Annotated in this window: 20 protein-coding genes and 2 tRNA genes; 7 read left to right on the top strand and 15 right to left on the bottom strand. The window is 36.8% G+C overall.

Annotation, left to right across the window (positions count from 1 at the left end; all coding sequences use genetic code 11):
• The 6 genes from CP352_RS00370 to CP352_RS00345 form a co-directional block, all read right to left on the bottom strand.
• Nucleotides 1-1,155 carry a CDP-glycerol--glycerophosphate glycerophosphotransferase gene (locus tag CP352_RS00370; protein ID WP_005720925.1) on the bottom strand — a complete coding sequence of 385 codons (1,155 nt, stop codon included), beginning with the start codon at nucleotides 1,153-1,155 and terminating at the stop codon, nucleotides 1-3.
• An 89-nt stretch (nucleotides 1,156-1,244) separates the two neighbouring features.
• The gene (locus tag CP352_RS00365; RefSeq protein WP_089143572.1) at nucleotides 1,245-3,914 is read right to left on the bottom strand and encodes a calcium-translocating P-type ATPase, PMCA-type; all 2,670 of its coding nucleotides are present in this window, start codon (nucleotides 3,912-3,914) and stop codon (nucleotides 1,245-1,247) included.
• Between the two features lie 186 nt (nucleotides 3,915-4,100).
• Complete coding sequence (nadE, locus tag CP352_RS00360) at nucleotides 4,101-4,931, bottom strand: ammonia-dependent NAD(+) synthetase (protein WP_005727201.1); 831 nt, start codon at nucleotides 4,929-4,931, stop codon at nucleotides 4,101-4,103.
• Entirely contained in the window at nucleotides 4,928-6,406 is a 1,479-nt protein-coding gene (locus CP352_RS00355; RefSeq protein ID WP_005722468.1) for a nicotinate phosphoribosyltransferase, read from the bottom strand. Before CP352_RS00355 ends, nadE begins: the two co-directional genes overlap by 4 nt.
• A gap of 86 nt (nucleotides 6,407-6,492) precedes the next feature.
• Complete coding sequence (locus tag CP352_RS00350) at nucleotides 6,493-7,584, bottom strand: glycosyltransferase family 4 protein (RefSeq protein ID WP_089143573.1); 1,092 nt, start codon at nucleotides 7,582-7,584, stop codon at nucleotides 6,493-6,495.
• A gap of 10 nt (nucleotides 7,585-7,594) precedes the next feature.
• Nucleotides 7,595-8,326, bottom strand: coding sequence for a WecB/TagA/CpsF family glycosyltransferase (locus tag CP352_RS00345; protein ID WP_013085950.1), 732 nt, complete (start codon nucleotides 8,324-8,326; stop codon nucleotides 7,595-7,597).
• Nucleotides 8,327-8,452: 126 nt separating this feature from the next.
• On the opposite strand from CP352_RS00345, the gene tagD reads away from it, so the two are divergent.
• On the top strand, nucleotides 8,453-8,839 hold the full coding sequence (gene tagD, locus CP352_RS00340) for a glycerol-3-phosphate cytidylyltransferase (protein ID WP_005720918.1): 387 nt from the start codon (nucleotides 8,453-8,455) through the stop codon (nucleotides 8,837-8,839).
• Between the two features lie 47 nt (nucleotides 8,840-8,886).
• Here the strand turns inward: tagD and CP352_RS00335 are convergent, their stop codons facing one another.
• The 5 genes from CP352_RS00335 to CP352_RS00315 all read right to left on the bottom strand — a co-directional run bounded on the left by CP352_RS00335 (nucleotide 8,887) and on the right by CP352_RS00315 (nucleotide 14,874).
• On the bottom strand, nucleotides 8,887-9,588 hold the full coding sequence (locus CP352_RS00335; RefSeq protein WP_005720917.1) for a GntR family transcriptional regulator: 702 nt from the start codon (nucleotides 9,586-9,588) through the stop codon (nucleotides 8,887-8,889).
• Between the two features lie 87 nt (nucleotides 9,589-9,675).
• Nucleotides 9,676-10,791 carry a hypothetical protein gene (locus tag CP352_RS00330; protein WP_023488289.1) on the bottom strand — a complete coding sequence of 372 codons (1,116 nt, stop codon included), beginning with the start codon at nucleotides 10,789-10,791 and terminating at the stop codon, nucleotides 9,676-9,678.
• A gap of 110 nt (nucleotides 10,792-10,901) precedes the next feature.
• On the bottom strand, nucleotides 10,902-12,485 hold the full coding sequence (locus CP352_RS00325; protein ID WP_089143581.1) for a peptide ABC transporter substrate-binding protein: 1,584 nt from the start codon (nucleotides 12,483-12,485) through the stop codon (nucleotides 10,902-10,904).
• A 356-nt stretch (nucleotides 12,486-12,841) separates the two neighbouring features.
• Nucleotides 12,842-13,993 (bottom strand): tyrosine-type recombinase/integrase, encoded by a 1,152-nt coding sequence (locus CP352_RS00320; RefSeq protein WP_089150538.1) that lies wholly within the window; start codon nucleotides 13,991-13,993, stop codon nucleotides 12,842-12,844.
• A 323-nt stretch (nucleotides 13,994-14,316) separates the two neighbouring features.
• Nucleotides 14,317-14,874: a helix-turn-helix domain-containing protein gene (locus CP352_RS00315; protein WP_089150537.1), complete on the bottom strand. Its 558-nt coding sequence runs from the start codon at nucleotides 14,872-14,874 to the stop codon at nucleotides 14,317-14,319.
• A 124-nt stretch (nucleotides 14,875-14,998) separates the two neighbouring features.
• Between CP352_RS00315 and CP352_RS00310 the strand changes: the two genes are divergently transcribed.
• The 6 genes from CP352_RS00310 (at nucleotide 14,999) to CP352_RS00285 (ending at nucleotide 18,121) form a co-directional block, all read left to right on the top strand.
• Nucleotides 14,999-15,202 (top strand): helix-turn-helix domain-containing protein, encoded by a 204-nt coding sequence (locus CP352_RS00310; protein WP_089150536.1) that lies wholly within the window; start codon nucleotides 14,999-15,001, stop codon nucleotides 15,200-15,202.
• The gene (locus CP352_RS00305) at nucleotides 15,195-15,413 is read left to right on the top strand and encodes a hypothetical protein (protein ID WP_089150535.1); all 219 of its coding nucleotides are present in this window, start codon (nucleotides 15,195-15,197) and stop codon (nucleotides 15,411-15,413) included. The genes CP352_RS00310 and CP352_RS00305 overlap by 8 nt, the downstream gene beginning before the upstream one ends.
• A gap of 2 nt (nucleotides 15,414-15,415) precedes the next feature.
• Nucleotides 15,416-15,691 carry a hypothetical protein gene (locus tag CP352_RS00300; RefSeq protein WP_089150534.1) on the top strand — a complete coding sequence of 92 codons (276 nt, stop codon included), beginning with the start codon at nucleotides 15,416-15,418 and terminating at the stop codon, nucleotides 15,689-15,691.
• Nucleotides 15,681-15,989, top strand: a complete 309-nt coding sequence (locus tag CP352_RS00295) for a DNA-binding protein (RefSeq protein ID WP_179210797.1) — start codon at nucleotides 15,681-15,683, stop codon at nucleotides 15,987-15,989. The genes CP352_RS00300 and CP352_RS00295 overlap by 11 nt, the downstream gene beginning before the upstream one ends.
• 120 nt (nucleotides 15,990-16,109) lie before the next feature.
• The gene (locus tag CP352_RS00290) at nucleotides 16,110-17,477 is read left to right on the top strand and encodes a VapE domain-containing protein (protein ID WP_089150533.1); all 1,368 of its coding nucleotides are present in this window, start codon (nucleotides 16,110-16,112) and stop codon (nucleotides 17,475-17,477) included.
• A 347-nt stretch (nucleotides 17,478-17,824) separates the two neighbouring features.
• Nucleotides 17,825-18,121 (top strand): hypothetical protein, encoded by a 297-nt coding sequence (locus tag CP352_RS00285; RefSeq protein WP_089145233.1) that lies wholly within the window; start codon nucleotides 17,825-17,827, stop codon nucleotides 18,119-18,121.
• A gap of 1,113 nt (nucleotides 18,122-19,234) precedes the next feature.
• On the opposite strand, the gene CP352_RS00280 is transcribed toward CP352_RS00285, so the two are convergent.
• The 4 genes from CP352_RS00280 to CP352_RS00265 form a co-directional block, all read right to left on the bottom strand.
• Entirely contained in the window at nucleotides 19,235-19,606 is a 372-nt protein-coding gene (locus tag CP352_RS00280) for a hypothetical protein (protein ID WP_089150532.1), read from the bottom strand.
• 453 nt (nucleotides 19,607-20,059) lie between these two features.
• Nucleotides 20,060-20,131, bottom strand: a tRNA-Gln gene (locus CP352_RS00275).
• A gap of 34 nt (nucleotides 20,132-20,165) precedes the next feature.
• A tRNA-Tyr gene (locus CP352_RS00270) sits at nucleotides 20,166-20,247 on the bottom strand.
• Between the two features lie 122 nt (nucleotides 20,248-20,369).
• A complete protein-coding gene (locus tag CP352_RS00265; RefSeq protein ID WP_005720912.1) occupies nucleotides 20,370-21,737 on the bottom strand; it encodes an FAD-dependent oxidoreductase in 1,368 nt (455 codons plus the stop codon).
• Nucleotides 21,738-21,808: the final 71 nt, after the last annotated feature.

Raw genomic sequence — 21,808 nt, 5'->3', positions numbered from 1 at the left:
TTAACCTCGATATTCCTGCGTCATATACTTAAAGACGTTCTCACAATATGAATCACCATGCACCTGGTTAGTCAAATGTAGCCAGTAAAGACGGCGATTAGCAATCTGCTGGTTATCAAGTTGATCCAGATTGCGAATTAGTTCATCCTCTGAATTAACACAGATTCCGGGAGTAATCTCAGCATATGGTCCCATTAGTAATCCGCGCGTTTTTTCATATTGCTCTAAAAAGTTAGTCACAAACACAATCGGTTTGTTCAAGTGCAAGTAATCAAAGTAGATTGACGAAAAGTCTGTCATCAAGAAATCAGTATCACCGAGCAATTCGTACAAATCATAATTGTGGTCAAACAAGTAATCATTGTTCATGAAAGCAATGTTAGAATAACTGCTCTTGAAATTGGCAAATAAGCGCATTTCATAGGGATGCAATTTTACAATCAGATATTGATGCCGCTTCTTTAATTCTGTATTTAATTTTTCAACATCAAAATCCCGAAAGGCAAAAAAGTTTCTCTCTTTGATTTTCTCCATAATGGATTTATCTTCCAATTCATAACGAAAAGTTGGCATATAGATCCCGATCTGTGCCTGATCGTCCTCAGTTTTAAATAAGTCAGCCAACAATTGTTTCTTCGAAATTACCGGCTTAGCCAATAAATCCAAACGCGGAAAGCCCAGCTTGCGGTATTTTTTTGTCTCAATTGCCATACAAGCACTCATTAGTGATTCATATAGATCAGAGCTAGAAGCAACAATATCCGCATTCTTGTGCCACAATTTTTCGTTACGGCGATTGTCGCGTCGCTTAGTATTATTAGCCATAATCCCCATGCGCTTGAGTGGAACGCCATGCCACAACTGGACATTAATTTGATGCTTGCGCACCTTAAATGGTTGGTGCGTTGTAATTACATATCGCGCTGCTCCGATTTTCTGCCAGGTTTTCCACTTCAAGTGTGACGATGGCCACGGCTCAACTAATGTAACGTTATATTCAGGATGATTCAATTGCAGCCACTTGTAAAAAGCATAGCCGTTAGATCCAGACCTACCTGAACCATTCAGGATAACCACATTATTGTTTTCCATCGTGGTAAATCTAGCCAAAAAACTCATCCAAGCCAAATAAAGACGGAATAAAAAGCTTTTCATTAAAATACTTCCTTAAAATAGTCTAATACCTAAAGCATATAAAAAAAGCTTGAGCAAACTCAAGCTTTTTTCTTTATTTTTGTTAAACTTTATTCTTTACCCATTTTTCTCTGGCAGAATTTAACAATTTCAACAATCAAAACCATCAAAATTCCGGCAATTAAAATGACTAACCACTGTGGTCCATCAAGTTCAGTCACATCAAAGAACTTAGTCATAAATGGCAATTCTACAGCTGCCATAATTACAGCGGCAATGATAATTGCACCATTGAACCACTTGTTAGAAAAAGTATGCGGTCTAAAAATCGACTGATGTACATACTTGGAATTAATTGCATGGAACAGCTGAATCAAGCCCAAGGTTAAGAAGGCCATTGTCAATGCATCCCCATGTTGCAACGATGGATCACCCACATGTGGACCGACATGCAAACCAATTTGGTATGCACCTAAAACTAAAATTCCTTCCAAAATTCCTTGGTAAATAATTGAACTGGCAACACCACCGCTAAAGAAGTTAGACTTCTTACCACGCGGCTTGCGCTTCATAATTCCAGCTTCCACTGGTTCAACACCTAAAGCAATAGCTGGCAAAGTATCCGTTACCAAGTTGATCCACAAGAGCTGCACAGGAGCTAAGATATCCCAACCTAGCATTGTCATCATGAAAACTGTTAATACTTCACCCACGTTACAACTCATTAAATATAGAATGGCCTTTTGGATATTACTGAAGACCTTGCGTCCTTGCTTTACTGCTTCAACGATCGTGGCAAAGTTATCATCAGCCAAAACCATATCGCTGGCTCCTTTAGAAACTTCGGTCCCAGTAATTCCCATGCCAATTCCGATATCAGCTTGCTTCAAACTTGGAGCATCGTTTACCCCATCACCAGTCATTGCAACAATCTTATCATTAGCCTGCCAAGCCTTGACAATTCTAACCTTGTGCTCTGGTGAAACACGAGCATAAACGCTGTAGTCACCAACATGCTGTTTGAAATATTCATTATCTAGTTTATCAAGTTCAGCCCCAGTTAAAACGCGGCTATCCTGACCTTTTTCAATAATACCTAGGCGTTCCGCAATTGCTTGAGCAGTTGTTTGGTGATCACCAGTAATCATTACTGTTCTAATACCAGCACTCTTTGCTTCAGCCACGGCCGCTTTAGCTTCACCACGTTCTGGATCAATCATTCCGACTAACCCAGCAAAAATTAAATCTTGTTCAACATTATCAGTTGTTGGATCGGTGTACAATTGGTCGACTTTCTTATAAGCAAGCCCTAAGACACGTAAAGCTTGTTGCGCCATCTGCTTGTTTTGCGCTAAAATATTTTGCTTCTGCTTATCTGTGATCGGCTCTACTTGACCACCATTTTCAATCCTAGTTACTCGCTGTAACAACATATCTGGTGCGCCTTTGACCGCTACAAAGTATTGCTCGCCATCTTTATTAACAGTACTCATCAATTTCCGTTCTGAATCAAAAGGCACTTCTTGAATTCGTTTGTATTTTTCAAGCAAGTCAGTTACATCAATGTTTTGATCAAAAGCAAATTGAATCAGGGCGGTCTCTGTTGGGTCACCCAATAAGTCTCCGCCATTTTCAATCTTAGTATCATTAGCCAAAGTCATTGCCAATAAAGCTGGGTTATTTTCGCTAATACTTTCACTATTATCATGTAACTTTTTATCATAGAAGACCTTTTCAACTGTCATCCGGTTCTGGGTCAACGTACCAGTCTTATCAGAACAAATAATGTCTGTAGCACCCAATGTCTCAACAGCAGGCAATTTACGGACAATCGCCTTATGTTTGGCCATCGTTTGCGTACCTAGTGCCAAAATAATCGTTACAATTGCTGGCAAGCCTTCCGGAATTGCAGCTACAGCCAAGGAAACGGCAACCAAGAACATGTTAATCATTAAAGTAGAGTTACGCTCTGCTGGATCAGCCTTGAGCACTCCTACGATAAAGACAATCACGCAGATTGCCAAAATCATGATGGTTAGGGTCTTTCCCAGTTGATTCAAGTTTCGCTTTAACGGTGTATCAGTTTCATCAGCATTGTTCAACATTGTAGCGATTTTACCAACTTCGGTGTGCATTCCCGTACTAGTTACGATTCCTTCACCACGACCATAGGTCACATTAGTATTGGAATAAGCCATATTTACGCGGTCAGCTAAAGCAATGTCTTCACCTTCTAAAGTTTCTGCATGCTTTTCAACTGGAACTGATTCACCGGTTAACGCTGATTCCTCAATCTTCAAGCTGTGGGCTTGATTCAAGCGTAAGTCAGCAGGAACCACATCCCCAGCTTCTAGTAAAACTACATCTCCAGGAACTAACTCTGTGCTTGGAATAGTAACGATTGTATCATCACGGCGCACATGCGCATCCGGCGTAGCCATTTCCTTCAAAGCATCAATCGCAGCTTCGGAACGTGCTTCTTGAAAGACGCCCAAAATTGCGTTCAAAATGACCACAATCATAATAATTGCGGCATCAGTCCACTCATGAGCTAATACCCCAGACAAAATCGCGGCAATGATCAAAACAATGATCATAAAATCTTTGAATTGATCAATAAAACGCATGAACATGCTCTGCTTTTTCTTGGAAGCAAGTGCATTAGGTCCATACTTTTCTAACCTAACTTTAGCATCGCTAGCACTTAACCCATCTTTGACAGACGTGTTCAGGTCTTTTTCAGTGTCGGGAATTGACTCGACATAATATTTTTTCGCCATTTTCCTCTCCTCAAAAATAAAAAAGAGACTTACATGCTTGTAGCACATAAGTCTCACGAATTAAGATAAATCCAGAAGTATCTTACTTCGGCTGTTGGATTCATCGCAAGCAATTGCTGTTACTCCCTTATGACAAGCTAATTATAAGCAAAATTTTAGCTATCTACAAGTTTTAGCGAATTGCTTTTACTTTTTATAAAAGTCATCAAAGACAGTAACCGGCAAATGACGCTTGTGTTTACTCTTATTCCATAATTTTTCAATTTGATCAGCTGCCTTATCTGATACTTCCTTACCCTCAAGGTAATCATCAATCTCTTGGTAAGTTACACCGAGGGCAACTTCATCTGGCAAATCTGGCTTTTCTTCTTCAAGGTCTGCGGTTGGAGCCTTTTCATATAAATGCTTAGGACAACCCAATTCCTTAAGCAAAGCCTTGCCTTGACGCTTGTCCAAACGGAACAATGGCGTCAAATCAGCGGCACCATCACCAAACTTAGTATAAAAGCCACTAAAGTTTTCTGCAGCATGGTCGGTACCAACAACGGCACCCTTATTAGCACCAGCGATGGCATATTGAACTACCATTCTTTGCCGCGCCTTAATATTGCCTTTGTTAAAGTCAGTAATCTTTTGACCAGTTGCTTCTACAACCTTCACCATAGCATCAACTGGTTCCTTAATATTAACAATTAAATCCTGATCTGGCTTTTGAAAAGCGACTGCATCTGCGGCATCTTGGGCATCTGCTTGAACGCCATAAGGCAAACGAACAGCGATAAATTGATAAGAATCATCGCCAGTTTCCTCACGCATTTCTTCAATTGCCATTTGACACAATTTACCAGTCAAAGTGGAATCTTGACCACCAGAAATACCTAAGACGTATGACTTAAGAAATGGATTAGCCTTTAAATAATCTTTCAAAAAATCAATTGAACGTCTAATTTCTTTTTTAGGGTCAATTTCTGGTAAAACATGTTCATAAGCGATAATTTCTTTTTGTAATTCTCTCATCGACCAATGCTTCTTTCTCTAATTTTACGCCGAATGTCTTGAATCAAATCCATCTTGGATTCGTATAAGTTTTGTGATAAATCCACTGGATATTCCTGCGGATTCAGGCTACGCTTATATTCATCCCATAAACCATCAAGGTTGTCAGCACAGAATTTTTTAATTTCATCAAGACTAGGTTGATCATAAACTAATTTTCCATCTTTAAAAATATCATGTAAAAGTGGAATAGCAGTGTAATCAGTTACCACCTTATTAATATAGTTATATTGTGGGTGGAACATGAAGAGCGCGTCAAATTTGCGTGGATCTTCATTATACCGAGATACCCAGTCACCTTCATTTTTCTTAGCAGTGTTTGCGCTAATCCGCCATACTTGTTTTTTACCTGGGGTGGAAACTTTGATGGCATTTGAAGAAATCTTCAATGTATCCCGCATGGCGCCTAATTCATCTTCCATGGCAACCAACTTGTAAACAGCACCAAGGGCTGGTTGATCATAAGCAGTGATATACTTGGTCCCAATGCCCCAGACATCAATTTTAGCGCCTTGCATTTTTAAGTTAGTAATGGTGTTTTCATCAAGGTCATTTGAAGCAAAAATCTTGGCATCTGGATAGCCAGCATCGTCTAACTCCTTACGAACTTGCTTAGAAATGTAAGCCATATCCCCAGAGTCAATTCGTACGCCCAAGAAGTTAATCTTGTCGCCCATTTCATTAGCCACCTTGATAGCATTAGGCACACCACTACGGACAGTATCGTAAGTGTCAACCAAGAAAACACAATTCTTATGTGTTTCCGCATATGCCTTAAATGCGTCATATTCACTGCCAAATGCTTCAACTAAAGCATGAGCATGAGTCCCTGAAATAGGAATACCAAACAATTTACCAGCACGAACATTACTAGTTGAATCAAAGCCGCCAATATAAGCAGCTCGAGCACCCCAAATGGCCGCATCGGTTTCTTGCGCACGACGAGAGCCAAACTCCATTAGACCATCATCTTTAACAGCTAACTTGATTCTAGCAGCTTTAGTTGCCAATAAAGTTTGGAAGTTAATAATATTTAAAATAGCAGTTTCAACTAACTGACACTGGGCAAGTGGACCTTCAACTTGCAAAATTGGTTCGTTAGCAAAAACCAGCTCGCCTTCCTTCATTGAACGAATAGTGAGCTTTAATTTTAGATTGCGTAAATAATCAATAAAGTCATCATCGTAACCTTCATTTTCTTTCAAATATTGCAGGTCACTTTCGGTAAACTTTAAATTCTTTAAATAGTTAATGATGTGTTCCAAACCAGCATAAACAGCATAACCGTTGCCGAATGGTTCCCTGCGGTAAAAACTTTCAAAAACGGCATTGCGATCAGCAATCCCTTTCTTGAAATAGGTATACATCATATTAATTTCGTATAAATCAGTGTGTAAAGCCAACGAATCGTCTTTGGCTAATTCTGGATAAAACATTGCTTCTCTTTCTGTCATTAAAAATTAACAATTTCGTTTTTCATTATACAGCCATTACAGTCCATTGGCTATTCTCAAAACTATTTTTACCTCAAAGTTAAATACACTTTTTCAATTGAGTCCAATTGATTTTTAATAGAAAAATGCTCCTCCGCATACCGCTTTTCTGTATTAGCCATCTGGCGTAACTCTTCATGGGTTTTATTAACGGCCAGATTAATCTCTTTAGCAATTGAATCAATGTCTCCCGTTTTAGCAATGAAACCATATTCGGGTCCTGGAATCATTTTATGAATATCACCTACATCTGTGGACAAAATAGGGATTAAATTGTCTGTTGCCTCTAAAAGCACAAGTGGAAAACTCTCTGAATATGAAGTTAGGACGGCTAGATCAATTCGCTTATATAATCCGCTCAATTGGTGTTGAGTCATAAAACCGTGAAAAGTTACTTGTGGTGCCATGTCCAATTGCCGCGTCAAGGCCTTCAATGCTTCAAGCTGACTACCATCACCCGCGATATGCAGACGAATATGCTGATCATCTAATTTTTTCACAGCTTTTAAGAGCAATTCTTGTCCTTTAACCTTTTCCGTACGAGCAACGTTAATAATATTAAAATAGGTATGTTCATATTTAGCTGGAATTTCACTATCACTGTGGAAAAAGATGCCATTATAGATGACATGTACCTTGTTTTTATTCACATGTGCGCGATTAATTAGTAGCTTGGCAAAACGCTGAGTTACTACGAAAATACAATCAGCTTTTCTCAACGCACGTAAATTAAGTTTAGTAAAAATATTGCCAATGATTCTCCTACCTTCAAAGTCTAGATAAGGATCTGAATGTACAGTAATACACCAAGTTGCACGAATTCGCTTGTGAATCAAAGATAAAAATAAGTTGGCACGCGCACCATGAGTATGCACAATATCATAGTGCCCCTCATTGATAAACTTAGTCAGTCTACCTAAACTGCCTAAGTCATAACGACTATTAGCTCCTAACACATGTGTAGTAATCCCAGCCGCTCTTGCTGCTTGTGCTACTGGTCCTTCTGCCAGCGTTAATAATTCAAAATCTTTGCCTTCATTTTTGGCTTCAGTTAACAAATTAACAATATGTGATAAACCGCCGCCATTTTCTAAACCAGCATTTACATGCAAAACCTTCATCTTAGTAAAATTATTTTCCCTTCTTTTTTGACTGTTTAACTCGCACAACAAACTGTGGCAAAACTAACATCCGCTTAAATCTGCTAGGATTAGTAATCAAGCGATAAAACCACTCTAAATGCGTCTTTTGAAAAGCTTCTGGTGCTCTTTTAACGATACCTGAAAAGACATCAAAACTGCCACCCACACCCATCATCAAAGCTGGTGTTTCGTTCTTACGTAAGATTGATAGTAGTTTTTCTTGCTTAGGGAAACCTAATGCTGCAAAAACCATATCGGGTTGTGCCTTCTGAATGCGCCGTGCCACTAGTTCCAAATCTTCAGTAAAGTAGCCGTCTTCTGCACCAACTAGATTAATATTTGAGTATTCCTTAGCAATTTTGCTTTGTACTGCATGAATTACTTGTGGCTTAGCTCCAATTAAGTAAACTCGGCTACCACGATCGTTAGCAACATCCATCAGCCAAGTAAACAAATCATATCCAGTCACCCGCTCAGGTAACGGCTGCTTAAGCATTTTAGCTGCTTTTACAATGCCAATCCCGTCAGCAGTAATATAATCGGGATCATTTTTTAGAATTTTCATAAATTCAGGATTCTCGTTTGCCGCCATCACAATCTCCGGATTAGCGGTCACAATAAAGGTCGACAGGTGATTATTTAGTCGATTAATAAATTCATTTTGGAATTGGTTAAAAGTTTTATTATCAAAATCAACACCTAAAATATTAACTTTGCTCATTTTCACACCTCATGCGTTTTCTTATCTAGTTTCTATTCTACCATTCCGACACGCAAGTACGAGAAACATGTTCAAGTTTTATATTTTATTCAAACATGATAAGATTGTTTTAATAAAGGAGAAAAAATGAAAAGAGTTATTACCTATGGCACCTTTGACCTACTTCACTACGGTCACGTGCGACTGCTTAAAAGAGCTAAAGAATTGGGCGACTATTTAATAGTAGGTTTATCTACCGATGAATTTAACGAATTCAAAAAACACAAGGAAGCCTACAATACCTACCCTGAACGTAAATACATTTTGGAAGCTATCCGTTATGTCGACCAAGTCATCCCCGAAAAGGATTGGGATCAAAAAATCACCGATGTACAAAAATACCATATCGACACTTTTGTCATGGGCGATGATTGGAAAGGAAAATTCGACTTCCTTAAGCCTTATTGTGATGTGGTTTACCTGCCAAGAACGCCAGGAATTTCCACTACTAAAATTAAAGAAGATCTTAAATAAAAAAATACTCCAATTCCATTCAATTTGAATGAGATTGGAGTTTTTGTTTACTTAGAAAAAGTGAATTCAAATCGTTCTGCAACGTAACGTGCGCGGGTGTATTCGAATGGTTGCCCATCTGCTAGTTCAGTTACCTGTCGTCTAGTAATTAACGGTTCACCTTTTTTAGCTTTAAGAAGACGCGCATCTTGCTCGTTGGCAATTGATGCAGAAATATGTTCCGTCACTCGTCCAATGGCAAAACCACCGCGCTTTTCTAAGGTTTTATATAAGTGCGTTGAAACATCTTCTTTAGAAAAATTCTTTACTAAGTAGTATGGCACCGTTACGACTTCATAACAAATTGGTGTCTTATCAGCGTAGCGAATCCGCTCCATCCGCAAAACGTTCTCATTATCTTTTAGCGCAAGACGCTCTTTTTCAGATAAAGATGGATTGCCAATCTGATAAGAAATTAACTTACTTGAAGGAACTTGACCATTAGCCTTAGTAATCTCAGTAAAGGACATAATTCCTGACATTTTTTCTTGAACCTTTTGACTAGCTACATAGGTTCCGCTACCCAAGCGCCGTTCTAAAATTCCTTCATCTTCTAATGTTTTAATCGCTTGGCGTAAAGTCATTCTCGAAACGCCAAACTTAACTGCCAATTGACGTTCTGCTGGAATACGATCCCCTACTTGATAAACGTGATTCTCAATATCACGCTTAATCTGATTGTGAATCTTGATATACATCGGTTCTTCCATAGTCGCCACCCCCAAAGTTTAGTACTGCTATTATTATAATCTAAATTGGTCTAGCTTGCATTAATAACACTGCTTCAATTTTACAGACTATTTTTTCTTAGCGGTCCACTTTACTCCAAGAATATAAACATTTGGACGCTTGTTATATTCCACTTCAACTTGTTCATTATCATTAGCAACTACACTGGCACTAAATTTTGCTTCATCTTTAACAGCTAAGTTAGCCTGATTAGGATTCAGCACAATATTGTGGCCCTTCATATTAGCTTCACCGCTCAAAGCTAAAAAGTACTCATAGTTCATATTCCCAGTGAAGGTAACACGTGTAGCATCACATTTCGCCTGATCTTGAAAATCTGCATGAGCTAAAATTACGGCATTGTTCATTGTAACTTTTGCTTCATCAACTACTATCATTCGATTGATGGTTGAATTTTGAATGATTGTCCGTGTCTTTTTATCAATATAAACCCCACCCAAAAAAGTAGAATTCATAATATTGCTCCAGCAGTCATCACTTAAATAAAGGCAGGAATCGCTAGCAGACTTAACTTTTGAATTAAGCATATTCATCCAAGTTTGCCCATGCAGTAATACATAATCTACTTCCGAATTATTAAGATCCAACTCCGCATTCGTTTTGGCAAAAGTATTAATACTGCCGTGAATCTTTGAATTATTTACAATTGCTGTTCCTTCGCCTTCAATTGCCAAAGCACAATATTTGTCCGAGAAATAATCAATTTCTGAATCATTCATTTCCAAACGGAAATTGGCATGGTCATACATGGAAACTGAACCGTTAACAATTTTGGTTGAATAAAGTTCCAACGTGATCTTACCATTAACCGCGATAGCTGCTGTATCAGTTCCCGTGCCCTTAATAAAGCAATTACGCAAAGTTAAATAGCCATCAACGCCTACTGGTACAGATAGGCTATTATGTTCGGTAGTTGTATCAATGCATAAATTTTCTAAAGTTACATAACGACTATCTTCTGAAACACTAATATAGCCATAAATAGTCGTGTCTTCTGGCAAAGAGCCTGTTCCCTTAATTGTGATATCTGTTAGTGTGATGCCCTGCGGCAAATAATAATATCCGGGGCCCAGCATCAACACATCATCGGCACGCAAATCCTTTAAAGCCTCGTGCCAACTGACTGAACTGCTAGATCCCCCTACTCTAATTATCCTAGCCATCCATTATCCTTTCATCTCGTAAAAACCGATTACTATTGTACTAATTTTCTTCAATTTATGTTGTATTTTTGCTCATCAAAAAAGCTAGGTTCGATTCCTAGCTTCTTATACTATTTCATTTTAACATTCCAGTAATAAGCCACATTACCATAAGGAGAAAGTTGAAAACCTTTCACTCTCTTATTCAATAAGTATGACGTACCTTGTTGGAATAGTGGTGCCGCAAAGGCATCCTTTTGAATTAATTGTTTTTCAGCGTTAACTAAGGCATTCAATCTCTTCTGCGGATCAGTGGCATAAGTTGAACGAGCCAAGTCAATTTGCTTCCAGAAATTGGCGTTGTGATAATCTGGCGCTAAATTAAACAAACCACCAACTGTCAAGAAATCAATTGGATCTTCATAACTTGGCTGCCAAGTTCCGTAAACAAAGTCGTAATTGTGATTAGTTGTGTTAGATAGCCGTGACTTCAAAGGAATTGACCGTACCCGTAGAGTTAGACCAGGTAAATTTTTCATCAAATTGCTTTGAATAAATTCACCCACGCGCTTAGCATCGTCAATATCTGAAGTAAGCAATTCTAAGGTTAGCTTCTTCTTACCCAATTGCTTCAAACCAAGTTGCCATTCCTTTTTAGCTTCCTTGGCATTATAGGTAACCAAGTCGCCAGCATCCTTGCGGTAATCGTTGCCAGTTGCCTGATCGGTAATAAAGTTTGCGGCAACAATTCCATTTGACACCTTGCCTTGATGCAAAACGGTCTTGACTAACTGTTGCTTATTAATTGCCCGGCTAATGGCCCGACGAATATGAACATTGCCTGTACTCTTACGCTTCAAGTTGAAAGAAAGATAACCATTAGTTGGCGTAACTTTGGTATGATAGCTAGAATTATTTTGATACTGCTTAACAAAATCAGAAGTCAATGTCGTGTAATCAAGTTCACCACTTCTGAACAAGTTAACCCCAGTTGAAGGAGTTTGAACCACTTGTACGTTAACTTTATTCAAATCAACAATTTTCTTGTTCCAGTAAGTTGGATTTTTCTTGTAAGTCCACTTCAAATTTGAACCTGTCCAACCAGATACAGTAAATGGACCATTGTAAACTAGATTCTTACTGCTAGTCCCATACTTAGAGCCTAACTTTTTAACCAATTTAGAATTCTGAGGATAGAATTGTGCACCCTCTAAGATTTGTGACAAATATGGAATTGGATTAGCTAATGTAACTTGCATCTTATACTTGCCGAGTGCTTTGATTCCCAATGAATTTACCGGTGCTTTACCTTGAGAAATTGCCTCACAGTTTTTGATAATGGCATAAGAATCGGCATCTAAAGATGAATTTTTTGGGTCAACGGTTCTGCGCCAAGCCGTTACATAATCCAGGGCAGTAACTGGATCACCGTTAGACCACTTAGCATTATTGCGTAAGGTAAAAGTATAGACCTTCTGGTCTTTAGAACGTTCAACTTTTGTCGCACCAGCTAATTCTGGCTGATTTTTCTTATTAAAACGGTAAAGACCTTCCATGGAATTCTGCAAAACTTCTGAACTAGTCGTATCTCCATACTTGCTCGAATCTAAAGTTGAAATTTCATTTGTGACAGAGGTATTCATTGTCTTAGTCGGTGCAGCATTACTGCCATTGTTAGAGCAAGCTGCCAGCACCAATGCGGCAGCTGCTGTCATCACTCCTGAAAAAATCCATTTTTTACGTCTCAATCTTCTCACCCTTTACTTACTTTTTGTTTAATACTTACATTTTACAAGTATATCTAATACGGAAGAAATTTCAAATACTTTTTCCGTATAATAGCTATAATCAATACGTATACAAAAATGGCAAAAAAAGAAACGTCACATAGGACGTTTCTTTTTTCGGGTTGGGTGTAATCATATTGCATCCCTCGAAAAGCGCATTATATCAAGTGTTTAGCTAACCTTATTTAAAATGTTGCTCCGAATATTGCTCCTAGCATGCCAACACACTAGAAAAATATTGCTCTTGAAATTAAAATATTGCTCCTAATAAAGTAATATTGTTCTTACATCTCCATGAATCTACTAAATTTATCGGCACTTTCTTTCTCTTTTGTCTTAGTAACATGGGTGTAAACATCCATAGTTGTTCTTATTGAAGCATGTCCCAAACGGTTTTTAACATCTCCAATAGCTAAACCAGCTTCAAAACACAATGAAGCGTGGGTATGTCTAAAGCCGTGTAGTTTGATATGTCTCAAATGGTGCTTATTACATATAGCCTTATTCCATTTTTCCACTGTATAACTTTCAAGCGGTTCATTATTTAGATTGCTAAAAACCAATTGGTCAGCATTAAAGACATTTTCACCTAATCTAATCAAGTTCCCTGTTTGTTGTTTTCTCCATTCTGTTAACACCTTTAATGTTTGATGCTCTACATGAATTGTACGAAAACCGTTAACAGTCTTAGGTGTAGTAATGAAACGTCTATTGTTTAGCCCCTTTGAATAAGTCCGCTCGATGGTGATTGTGTCTTTTGATAAATCTACATCGCTCCACCGTAAAGCTATTAATTCACCAATACGCATGCCACTATATGCAAGCAGCCTAAACACCGCATATGCTTTAAATGAGTAATCTTTAGCCCAAAATAAAAAATCTTCTAATTCTTGCTTACTGTAAAAAGCATCAAATTCTTTCTTATCCTTTTTAGGTTTGGGTAAAATTACTTTTTTCATTGGATTAGTTTTAATCAGTTCTAGGCTAATCGCATAATCAAGAATCTTAGATGTGTACATTGCATAGCGCTTAAATACTTTAGGTGAGTTCTTGAACCATTTCTTAACGGCTTTATCGCATAGCCTTACATTCAATTTATCAAGGTAGTAACTACCAAGCTCTTTTCTAATGTGATTATCAATAATCCGCAATGTGGTTGCGTAGGTGCTTTCTTTCACCGTTGGTTCATAGACTGGTAACCAATCATCAATAAGCTTATTTAACTTAATATGAGCGTTAACATTCGGATTATATTCACCATTCAAAATGTCTTGCTGATAATTCAAATATGCTTTTTGTGCATCTTGTAAGCTCTTGTAGCCCCGTTTTCTAATTTGGATTGATTGCCCTGTTGAATCATCCTTACAAACATAGATTGAAAACATATAACGTTTCTTGCCACTTGGTGTTGTATATTCCTTAATATCATTATTCATGTTGTTCTTACCTCGATTAGTTTAATAAAGCGTGCAAGTGGGCTAATCTTAAGTATTTAACATGTGTGATTGTGTGGCGTGTGGGATGCAAGATTGTTAATTATCAGTCAATCAGAATGAACTTGGTCTTAGAATTGCGATGTCAGCATTAGTTTAATTGAATGACCACGGTTTCTTAATGCGTCTGGAGCATTTAGGAATATTTAAGGTCGTTCGGAACGACCTGTTTATTCAGTAACGAAACGGTACCCCATTCTTTAAGTTTATCTACTGAACTTAGAATTTAAAATACTTCGGAAGTATTTAGAATTGCGATGTCAGCATTAAGAATTGTGTTTCATTAAATTTAATGCTCGCTTAGTTTCTGGGCTTAAACCATACCAGTAAATAGCATTAATGATTATTTCTTTTATATCATCATCGCTATATCTATCTTTAGTGGTTAACAGTCGTTTAACTGATTTATCTTTAAAAATAAAATTGAAATTAGTTTTCCAAAAATCTAAGTCAGTATCTTTAGGGATGCTGATTTTATTTTGCTCACAATAATTTTTAATTTCATCCCTAGCAGATATGAAAGGACTTGTGAACGGTGGTTCAAGTTCAAACGTCAATAGATAATCTTCTTTGTAAGCATCATCTAACTGTTTATAGATGTAATCCTTTGAATAACCTGTATTCGGTTTGTCATCAATTCCTTGTAAATATGGAACTGTTACATCAAAGAAGTTTGCTAATGCTTGCCACGTTTCTATTTTTGGTTCACGCTTATTATTTTCATAAAAGCTAATTATTTGATTACTTATTCCAATTTCATTAGCTAGTTGTGCTTGACTTAATCCAACCTTTTTACGCAATTCTTTAATTCTATTCTGTGTCATTGTTTTTCACCTCTTTATTACATAATAGCAAATATTCCTACAAAAGTTTATTATTTTCTTTACTTTCCTACAAATGTAGAATATTATATTACTTGTAAACAAATGTAGGAAAAGGAGAAACGCTATGACAGAATATTTTTCATTTAAAGAAGCTATGAAGTATCTAGGTGTTAAATCACATAAAACACTTAATTACTACATTAAATTAGGTTTACCTGTGGTTATCGCTGGCAACTCAAAACGAATTAGTAAAACCGCTATCGATGAGTTTATGCAAGCTCACACGGTACAGGCGCATCCCACAAAGGAGGTGGTAAACAATGAATAACTATAGCCCCTATGGTACTGGCGTAGTTGAACGCTGGTATCACGATAATACGCTTTACTGTGCGTTTGTTGATGGAACTATTGTAGAGTACGGCTCTAATCAAATTGAAGAACGATTTATAGAGGTTTGGCGGTCAGATTTAACAGAGACCATTCAAGACCTTAAGAACGGTAGATATGATTTTGATGATTATGAACCAGAGGAATGTTAAACATGAAAGCATTAATGATTAATAAAGATAAGTCGTTAGATTATGGTGTTCTAGGCTATAAAGCTAACGCTGAATTAAAACCAGAAAGCAATTTTTATTTAGATGATAGAAAGCATGTGTTAAATGATGCGTTTGCTCTAGTCGTTAAATTGCCACACGACAAAGGATTTAACGTTTGGACTAAAGGAAAATTAGGTTTTGCTACCTATCGTAAATTTATTGAAACGTGGGACATTCTAACCACCTGTGCAATGGAGGACATCAAAAATGGAATTTAAATTAGATGAATCACAAGAAACCGAGATTAAAACTTATGTATTTGATGTGGTCAAAGATGCAATTAAGCAAGCCACTACCACCAGCAAACCATACTTGAACCGCAAAGAAATTGCTAAGTATTTTGGCGTGGCTGAATCGACTATTACATATTGGGCTTCTTTAGGGATGCCTGTCGCTGTCATAGACGGGCGCAAACTCTATGGCAAGCAATCTATAACTAACTGGCTAAAATCCCATGAGATGCCCTCACAAAGGCAAAATAAAAAGCCCGTAACCATGGGCGTAGTTAAGGACTAACAAGAAATATTATTACAGCGTGCAAGTGAGTTAATTTTAGGTATTTAACCTAAAAAATAGAAATGAGGTAATTAATCTATATGAATAATCATAAATATTTAGAAAGGATGATTTTTCCTTATGACTAATAGTAAGAAAAATAAACCGCTAAAGCAAGCAAAAAACATGGTAAAGATTGATAAAGAGTTTAAGAAACATAGTGAAGATTTACCATTTTCTTTGCCTGAAAAATCGGTAGAAAGTGTAAGAAAAGATAATGAAAGACGGGCTAAAAAATATACTCTATTGCGTTCTGTTTTTAACCTAAATTCTACTGGCAATATTAAGAAAGACAGTATTAAAAATGTTGTGGCTATTTTAGATAATGACCCAATATTCAAAGGCGCATTTCAATATAATGAATTTTCTGAAGAAAACGAAATTACTAAGGATATACCTTTACTTCATATTAAAAAAGGCGCTTTTATTGATACTTATGATGATGAAATTGCTAATTATATTGAAAATAAAGCTGTTTATGATAATACCATTTTTAATAAAGCAAGAATTGAGAGTGCTATAAATGTAGTGTCTCATCGCCACGCCTTTAATCCCATGCTTGATTATATGAATGAAGCTTATAAGAATTATGATAAAAAACGTAGGCTAGACGACTTTTTCCCTGATTTCTTAGGCGTAACCAAAAGCGACGCATCTATTTTAATTACAAGGCTATGGTTTATGGGCGGCGTGGCTAAAGTTTATCATCCCTTAACTAAAGTAGATCAGTCATTAGATTTAGTTGGTAGTCAAGGTGTAGGTAAAACATCAATACTTCAAAATTTAGCTCCATACGGTTTATATACAGACCAATTTAATTCATTTACTGATAAGGACGATTTAAGCAACTTAATAGGTATGTTCATTATTAATGATGATGAAATGACCGCCTCTAGTAAAAGTTCATTCGAAGAAATGAAACGTTTTTTAACTGATAATAATTTTAAATATCGCCCTCCATATGCTAAACACCCAAAACAATTTACTAAAAAATTTATCTTTGCTAGAACTACCAATAATAGAACCTATTTAAAAGACAAAACAGGTACTAGGCGCTTTTTACCGTTAATGTCTCATAAAAGCAAACAAAAAAAGAATCCTGTTACTGATTTAACCCCTAAATATGTTGAACAGTTATGGGGCGAAGCGGTATGGCTTTACAAACAAGCTAAAGACCCGTTTTTACTTTCACCTAATCAAGAAAAAATGTTAGCAGACCACCGTAAAAAATTTGAATATGTTGACAGTGCAGAAGATGAATTATTTGATGTTTTAGAAAATGATTTTAATAACGCTGATTTCATCCCTACTAAACCACTTATGTTGTTACTTAATCAATACAAAGATGGTAAAATTCGCAATTTAATGACCAACGTTTTTAATTATGATGGTAGCAAACGCGGATATTACAAAGGTAAACAAGTAAGAGGTTTTAGAAAGAGACACTAAGAGATGGTATAAGACGGCTTTTTTATATAAAGTGTCTTGTTAATAAACGTTGATATACCAGCGTTTACATCACTTTACAAGGCAATAAGACACCTATTTTATATAAAAAGTATATAAATAATATGGCGTGAAACAACGTGGAACGTATAAAGGAGATACAGGGGAAAGTTAGAAAAGTGGTGTCTTGTCGTCTTATGTGCCCTAATCCCTTGTGGCTGTAAGATTAAGCCCCGTCCTATAAGGTGTCCCATGGTGTCCTATTTTTAACAATGTATTTGAACTAACCAACCCGCCAAAATAAACCACCGTTACGCCAATAGCGGTGGTATAATGGAGGAATTTTATTAATGCCTTACAAAAAAATTAATGCTTCAGAGTTTAACTCTATGAAGTTTATCAAAGGAATTGAAAAACGTTACGGTTATGAATTGGCTAGTAAAGTGGCAAGTGACCTTACACGGCTAGCCACTATAGCCCAAACCAACGATTATCTAGACGAACTAAATTCACCTAGATTCGTGGCTAGATTTAAGTTGCATCCCCTCACTGGTCGGCTAATTGTGGAGACAATCAACGATGAAATGAAAGGTTACCGTTATACGGTTATCAATGACAAAGTTACTAGAACAGCTATAGTTTATTAATAATATGGTGTGTCCCGTTTCAGGGATGCGCCTATTTTGTTATCATGATAGTAAGAAGACGGTGACTAGCTAAAGATGGAATTGACATCGTTGATCTTTTAAATGCGTCTGACGCATTTAGGGGCTTTTCAAAATTAAATTGATTAAAATTTATTTATGGAACTGACTAAAATAAATACTACAAACTACTACATTATTGTTTTGAACAAGAGCGGATTTACTCAACCAGTCCCAATTTGGGACCTTAGCTCTACTTATACAAATAAATACTAATATAATTCTCTACCCTTAAAATGACCGTTTTGGGGGCTTTTTACTTACTTAGAAAACCTCATGTAAATTAAGTCATATCAATGGTTAGGGCAATTTTAATTGATGGCGAATTCGCACAATTTAGGGTAGACAAAAGTAGACATTTAGGGGCTTTTTGATTGGGAGAAATTGTTAAGATCTTGGCTTTTGAGTCAGATTATTTCCGCATTTTTCCTAATATGGGACTTTTTTTAATACTAGGTATGTAGTACAAATATTTGAGCTGCACGTACTGGAACAGATTTAATAAATACCAACTGTGGAAATATTCAGGTTTATTCAGGTTTTCGCCCTTAAATGTTGCATCCAAAACGGTGGCTAATCGTTGATATTATCACAATCACGGTTAACAAAATCTAACATTTACGGGTTTTTTGCTGAACTGATTCTATTGCAGAAAAAGGCAGATTTTAGGGGCTTTTTATTTAGCCGTATTTATTGGGCAAAATTGGGCAAAATTCAGGCTTTTACGACCTGACAAAACCTGACCAATCCTAACTTAATGTGTCATGCTTAAACCGTAAAAAAAACGTAATTTCATGGGCTTTTTAATGAAACATTATGAAACAATCAGGTGCAGAAAAGTTCAGGTTTCGGGGCTTTTTTCAGATTAAATAAAACCATTGCATCCCTTGTGTGGCGTGGCTTTTAACCTTGTCTATTAAATTGCAAGACTGAACCGTTTTTGCGCTATTAAGTATAGTCATACTAAACCGCTAATAAAACCGCTCTAGCCCCTCTTAAAATCAATCTGACAGCATACTAAAAGCACTAGTAAACCTAATTACTGGTGCTTATTTTTTACTCAAATTCTAACAGCGGATAGACCTTATTCTTAATCTGTTCTTGCTTAAATATTTCAGCAAACTTTTTTAATGCTTCATTTTTCCTATTCGATCCCCAAAATCCACTGTGTTTATACGTATTTACTATGTCTTTTATAGTTACATGGTTAATACAATGTTCTACAATAATCGTTCTATAGGGATGCTGTGGCGTGTCTTCAAGTCTATTGATAGTTAACCATGTTATAGCTAGAACATTCCAATAATAGCCAATACGGCTTTTATCATCTAAATTAATATCGGTGGGTATCTGGCTACCAGACAACAAATATAATTTAGGATAATCATTTTTAAAGAAGTCCCTTACTCCCTTGTTGTGCTTAATCATAATTAATATTCATCCTTGCCTTAATTCAATACCTTTTAGTTATATTTTACTCAAAAAGAAAACCAACGTCCCAAAACGCTGGTTAACATGAACAATGATATTGACTTAATTATACCATGGTTAAATATTTAAGATTAACCCACTTACACGTTAAAAATATTGTTCCTAACTATTTAGGTTAGTGAATTCACTGTATAGCCCTATATATTAATGTTTTTTGCTGTTTCATCTCCAATAATTCTCGGGTCTAAATATTGCTCCTAGACCAATTCACTTTTTATCCATTTTTGCGGTTAAATTTTCAAGATATCACTTCTAATATTGCTCTTTTAATTCATTTTCCAGCAATTTCATTTAATTTAGAAAAACAAAAAAGCGCATTATATCAAGTGTTCACACCACTTAGATACATTAGCGCTTTTTTAATTCGGGTTGGGTGTTCTTTTAGAACTATTGGGTTAGCTGGATTCGAACCAGCGCATGATGGTACCAAAAACCATTGCCTTACCACTTGGCTATAACCCAATACCAGCTGAACTTTTTACTTGTCGTTCAACAATGGAGGAGGGTGGATTCGAACCGCCGAACTCAGAGAGAGCGGTTTTACAGACCGCCGCGTTTAGCCACTTCGCTACTCCTCCGTTAGCTGACTTAATTATAATAACGAAAATCCAAATCAAATGCAAGACTTTTTTGAAACTTTTTTCAAAAAAAAGAAGAAGCCATGACGACCTCTTCTCAAAATTTAAAAATTGATTTATATCTAAACAGTTAATTTTAAGCCTAATGCCTTTTGTGCTACTTGATTTACCAGACTCCATTGCTTGTCATAAGTTGGTGAAAAGAAGAAATCTGCTTCTGCTAAATCTTCCAGTGTCAACTTATTTCTAATAGCTAAGCTCAAAACATTGGCTTGGCCACTAATGTCATATGATGAAAGTACGCTACCGCCTAAGATTTGGTGGCTGTCTTCATTATAAACAACAGCAATATAGCAAGTAGGATTATCTTTTTCAGGAATATAGTCTGGACGAAGATAACTCTTTAAGACTGTTTCTTTTGCATTAATTCCTGCTCGCTTGGCATTCTTTTCACTGAGTCCTGTTGTTACTGCATGTAAATCAAAGGCTTCAAGCAATTGTGCACCAACTAAGCCCTTAAAGACACGTTCTGGCTTGTCTTCAAATAAGTGCTCAACAACATATTGAGCCTCATGCCGTGCAGCAATGGCAGATGGCATCGGTACTCTTCTGTTAGCTGGAATGCTAAATGGGAAGATTGCATCCCCAATTGCATAGACATCCTTTACATTGGTTCTAAAGTAATTGTCTACCTTAATGTAGCCATTGTCATAAAGATCGATCGTGTTTTTCAACCAATCAGTATTTGGCTTAATACCAACTGTAATAATGACACAATCAGCAGTAATATCACCCTTATCAGTCTGAACTGCATTGACCTTTCCATTGCCAACAAAGCCAGTAACTTTAGTGTTCATAGCCAGGTTAACACCATGATCAGTCAATTCTTTTTCAAATAAGCTAGTATAAGTATCATTCAAATAATTTTCTAGTGGTTTTTGCCCACCGTCAATTAAAGTAACATTCTTGCCTGCTTTAGCGAAAACCTCGGCAGCTGCAATTCCGTTACCAGCACCAATAACTGCAACATTTTTAATAGCTTCATCTTGAGCAGCTGCATTGATCTCTGTAGCGCAATCATAGCCTCTCATCAACATAATATTTTTCAGGTCTGCTCCAGGAAGAGGCAAACTTGCGGGGTTAACACCTGAAGAAATAATTAGCTTATCATAACTAACTTCTTTGGTTGTACCATCTTTTACGTTTTTGACAGTAACCGTCTTTTTAGCTGGATCAAGAGCTGTTACTGCTGTGTTATTAACAACTTTACCACCCCGTTCAGCTAGATCTTCAGGAGTAAAGTTTCTAACGTTGTCTTGGCCTGTAGTTTTTCCTTCAAGGAATAGCTTCATTCCGCAAGACATAAAGGAAACGAAGTCGCCTGCTTCATAAATCGTAACGTCTACATCATCATAACGATCTAAAATTTCATAAGCTGCCTCTTGGCCGCCGTGGGATGCACCTACAATAATGATTTTCTTTTTTGACATAGCCTGACCTCCTAATAATGCAGCAATAATTGTCGTTTTTAAGTAATAGCAGTTATTGTAACTGGTTACAT

Source organism: Lactobacillus sp. UMNPBX1, from assembly GCF_002554085.1.
In the GTDB taxonomy this organism is placed as follows: Bacteria; Bacillota; Bacilli; order Lactobacillales; family Lactobacillaceae; genus Lactobacillus; species Lactobacillus crispatus.
The sequence above is the reverse complement of the archived record's forward strand: the minus strand, read 5'-3'. Positions and strand labels throughout refer to the sequence as shown.

Excerpts from the sequence above, each read along its gene's own strand:
- CP352_RS00370 (WP_005720925.1), bottom strand. The coding sequence starts at position 1,155 with ATGAAAAGCTTTTTATTCCGTCTTTATTTGGCTTGGATGAGTTTTTTG.
- CP352_RS00365 (WP_089143572.1), bottom strand. The coding sequence starts at position 3,914 with ATGGCGAAAAAATATTATGTCGAGTCAATTCCCGACACTGAAAAAGAC.
- nadE (WP_005727201.1), bottom strand. The coding sequence starts at position 4,931 with ATGAGAGAATTACAAAAAGAAATTATCGCTTATGAACATGTTTTACCA.
- CP352_RS00355 (WP_005722468.1), bottom strand. The coding sequence starts at position 6,406 with ATGTTTTATCCAGAATTAGCCAAAGACGATTCGTTGGCTTTACACACT.
- CP352_RS00350 (WP_089143573.1), bottom strand. The coding sequence starts at position 7,584 with ATGAAGGTTTTGCATGTAAATGCTGGTTTAGAAAATGGCGGCGGTTTA.
- CP352_RS00345 (WP_013085950.1), bottom strand. The coding sequence starts at position 8,326 with ATGAGCAAAGTTAATATTTTAGGTGTTGATTTTGATAATAAAACTTTT.
- tagD (WP_005720918.1), top strand. The coding sequence starts at position 8,453 with ATGAAAAGAGTTATTACCTATGGCACCTTTGACCTACTTCACTACGGT.
- CP352_RS00335 (WP_005720917.1), bottom strand. The coding sequence starts at position 9,588 with ATGGAAGAACCGATGTATATCAAGATTCACAATCAGATTAAGCGTGAT.
- CP352_RS00330 (WP_023488289.1), bottom strand. The coding sequence starts at position 10,791 with ATGGCTAGGATAATTAGAGTAGGGGGATCTAGCAGTTCAGTCAGTTGG.
- CP352_RS00325 (WP_089143581.1), bottom strand. The coding sequence starts at position 12,485 with ATGACAGCAGCTGCCGCATTGGTGCTGGCAGCTTGCTCTAACAATGGC.
- CP352_RS00320 (WP_089150538.1), bottom strand. The coding sequence starts at position 13,993 with ATGAATAATGATATTAAGGAATATACAACACCAAGTGGCAAGAAACGT.
- CP352_RS00315 (WP_089150537.1), bottom strand. The coding sequence starts at position 14,874 with ATGACACAGAATAGAATTAAAGAATTGCGTAAAAAGGTTGGATTAAGT.
- CP352_RS00310 (WP_089150536.1), top strand. The coding sequence starts at position 14,999 with ATGACAGAATATTTTTCATTTAAAGAAGCTATGAAGTATCTAGGTGTT.
- CP352_RS00305 (WP_089150535.1), top strand. The coding sequence starts at position 15,195 with ATGAATAACTATAGCCCCTATGGTACTGGCGTAGTTGAACGCTGGTAT.
- CP352_RS00300 (WP_089150534.1), top strand. The coding sequence starts at position 15,416 with ATGAAAGCATTAATGATTAATAAAGATAAGTCGTTAGATTATGGTGTT.
- CP352_RS00295 (WP_179210797.1), top strand. The coding sequence starts at position 15,681 with ATGGAATTTAAATTAGATGAATCACAAGAAACCGAGATTAAAACTTAT.
- CP352_RS00290 (WP_089150533.1), top strand. The coding sequence starts at position 16,110 with ATGACTAATAGTAAGAAAAATAAACCGCTAAAGCAAGCAAAAAACATG.
- CP352_RS00285 (WP_089145233.1), top strand. The coding sequence starts at position 17,825 with ATGCCTTACAAAAAAATTAATGCTTCAGAGTTTAACTCTATGAAGTTT.
- CP352_RS00280 (WP_089150532.1), bottom strand. The coding sequence starts at position 19,606 with ATGATTAAGCACAACAAGGGAGTAAGGGACTTCTTTAAAAATGATTAT.
- CP352_RS00265 (WP_005720912.1), bottom strand. The coding sequence starts at position 21,737 with ATGTCAAAAAAGAAAATCATTATTGTAGGTGCATCCCACGGCGGCCAA.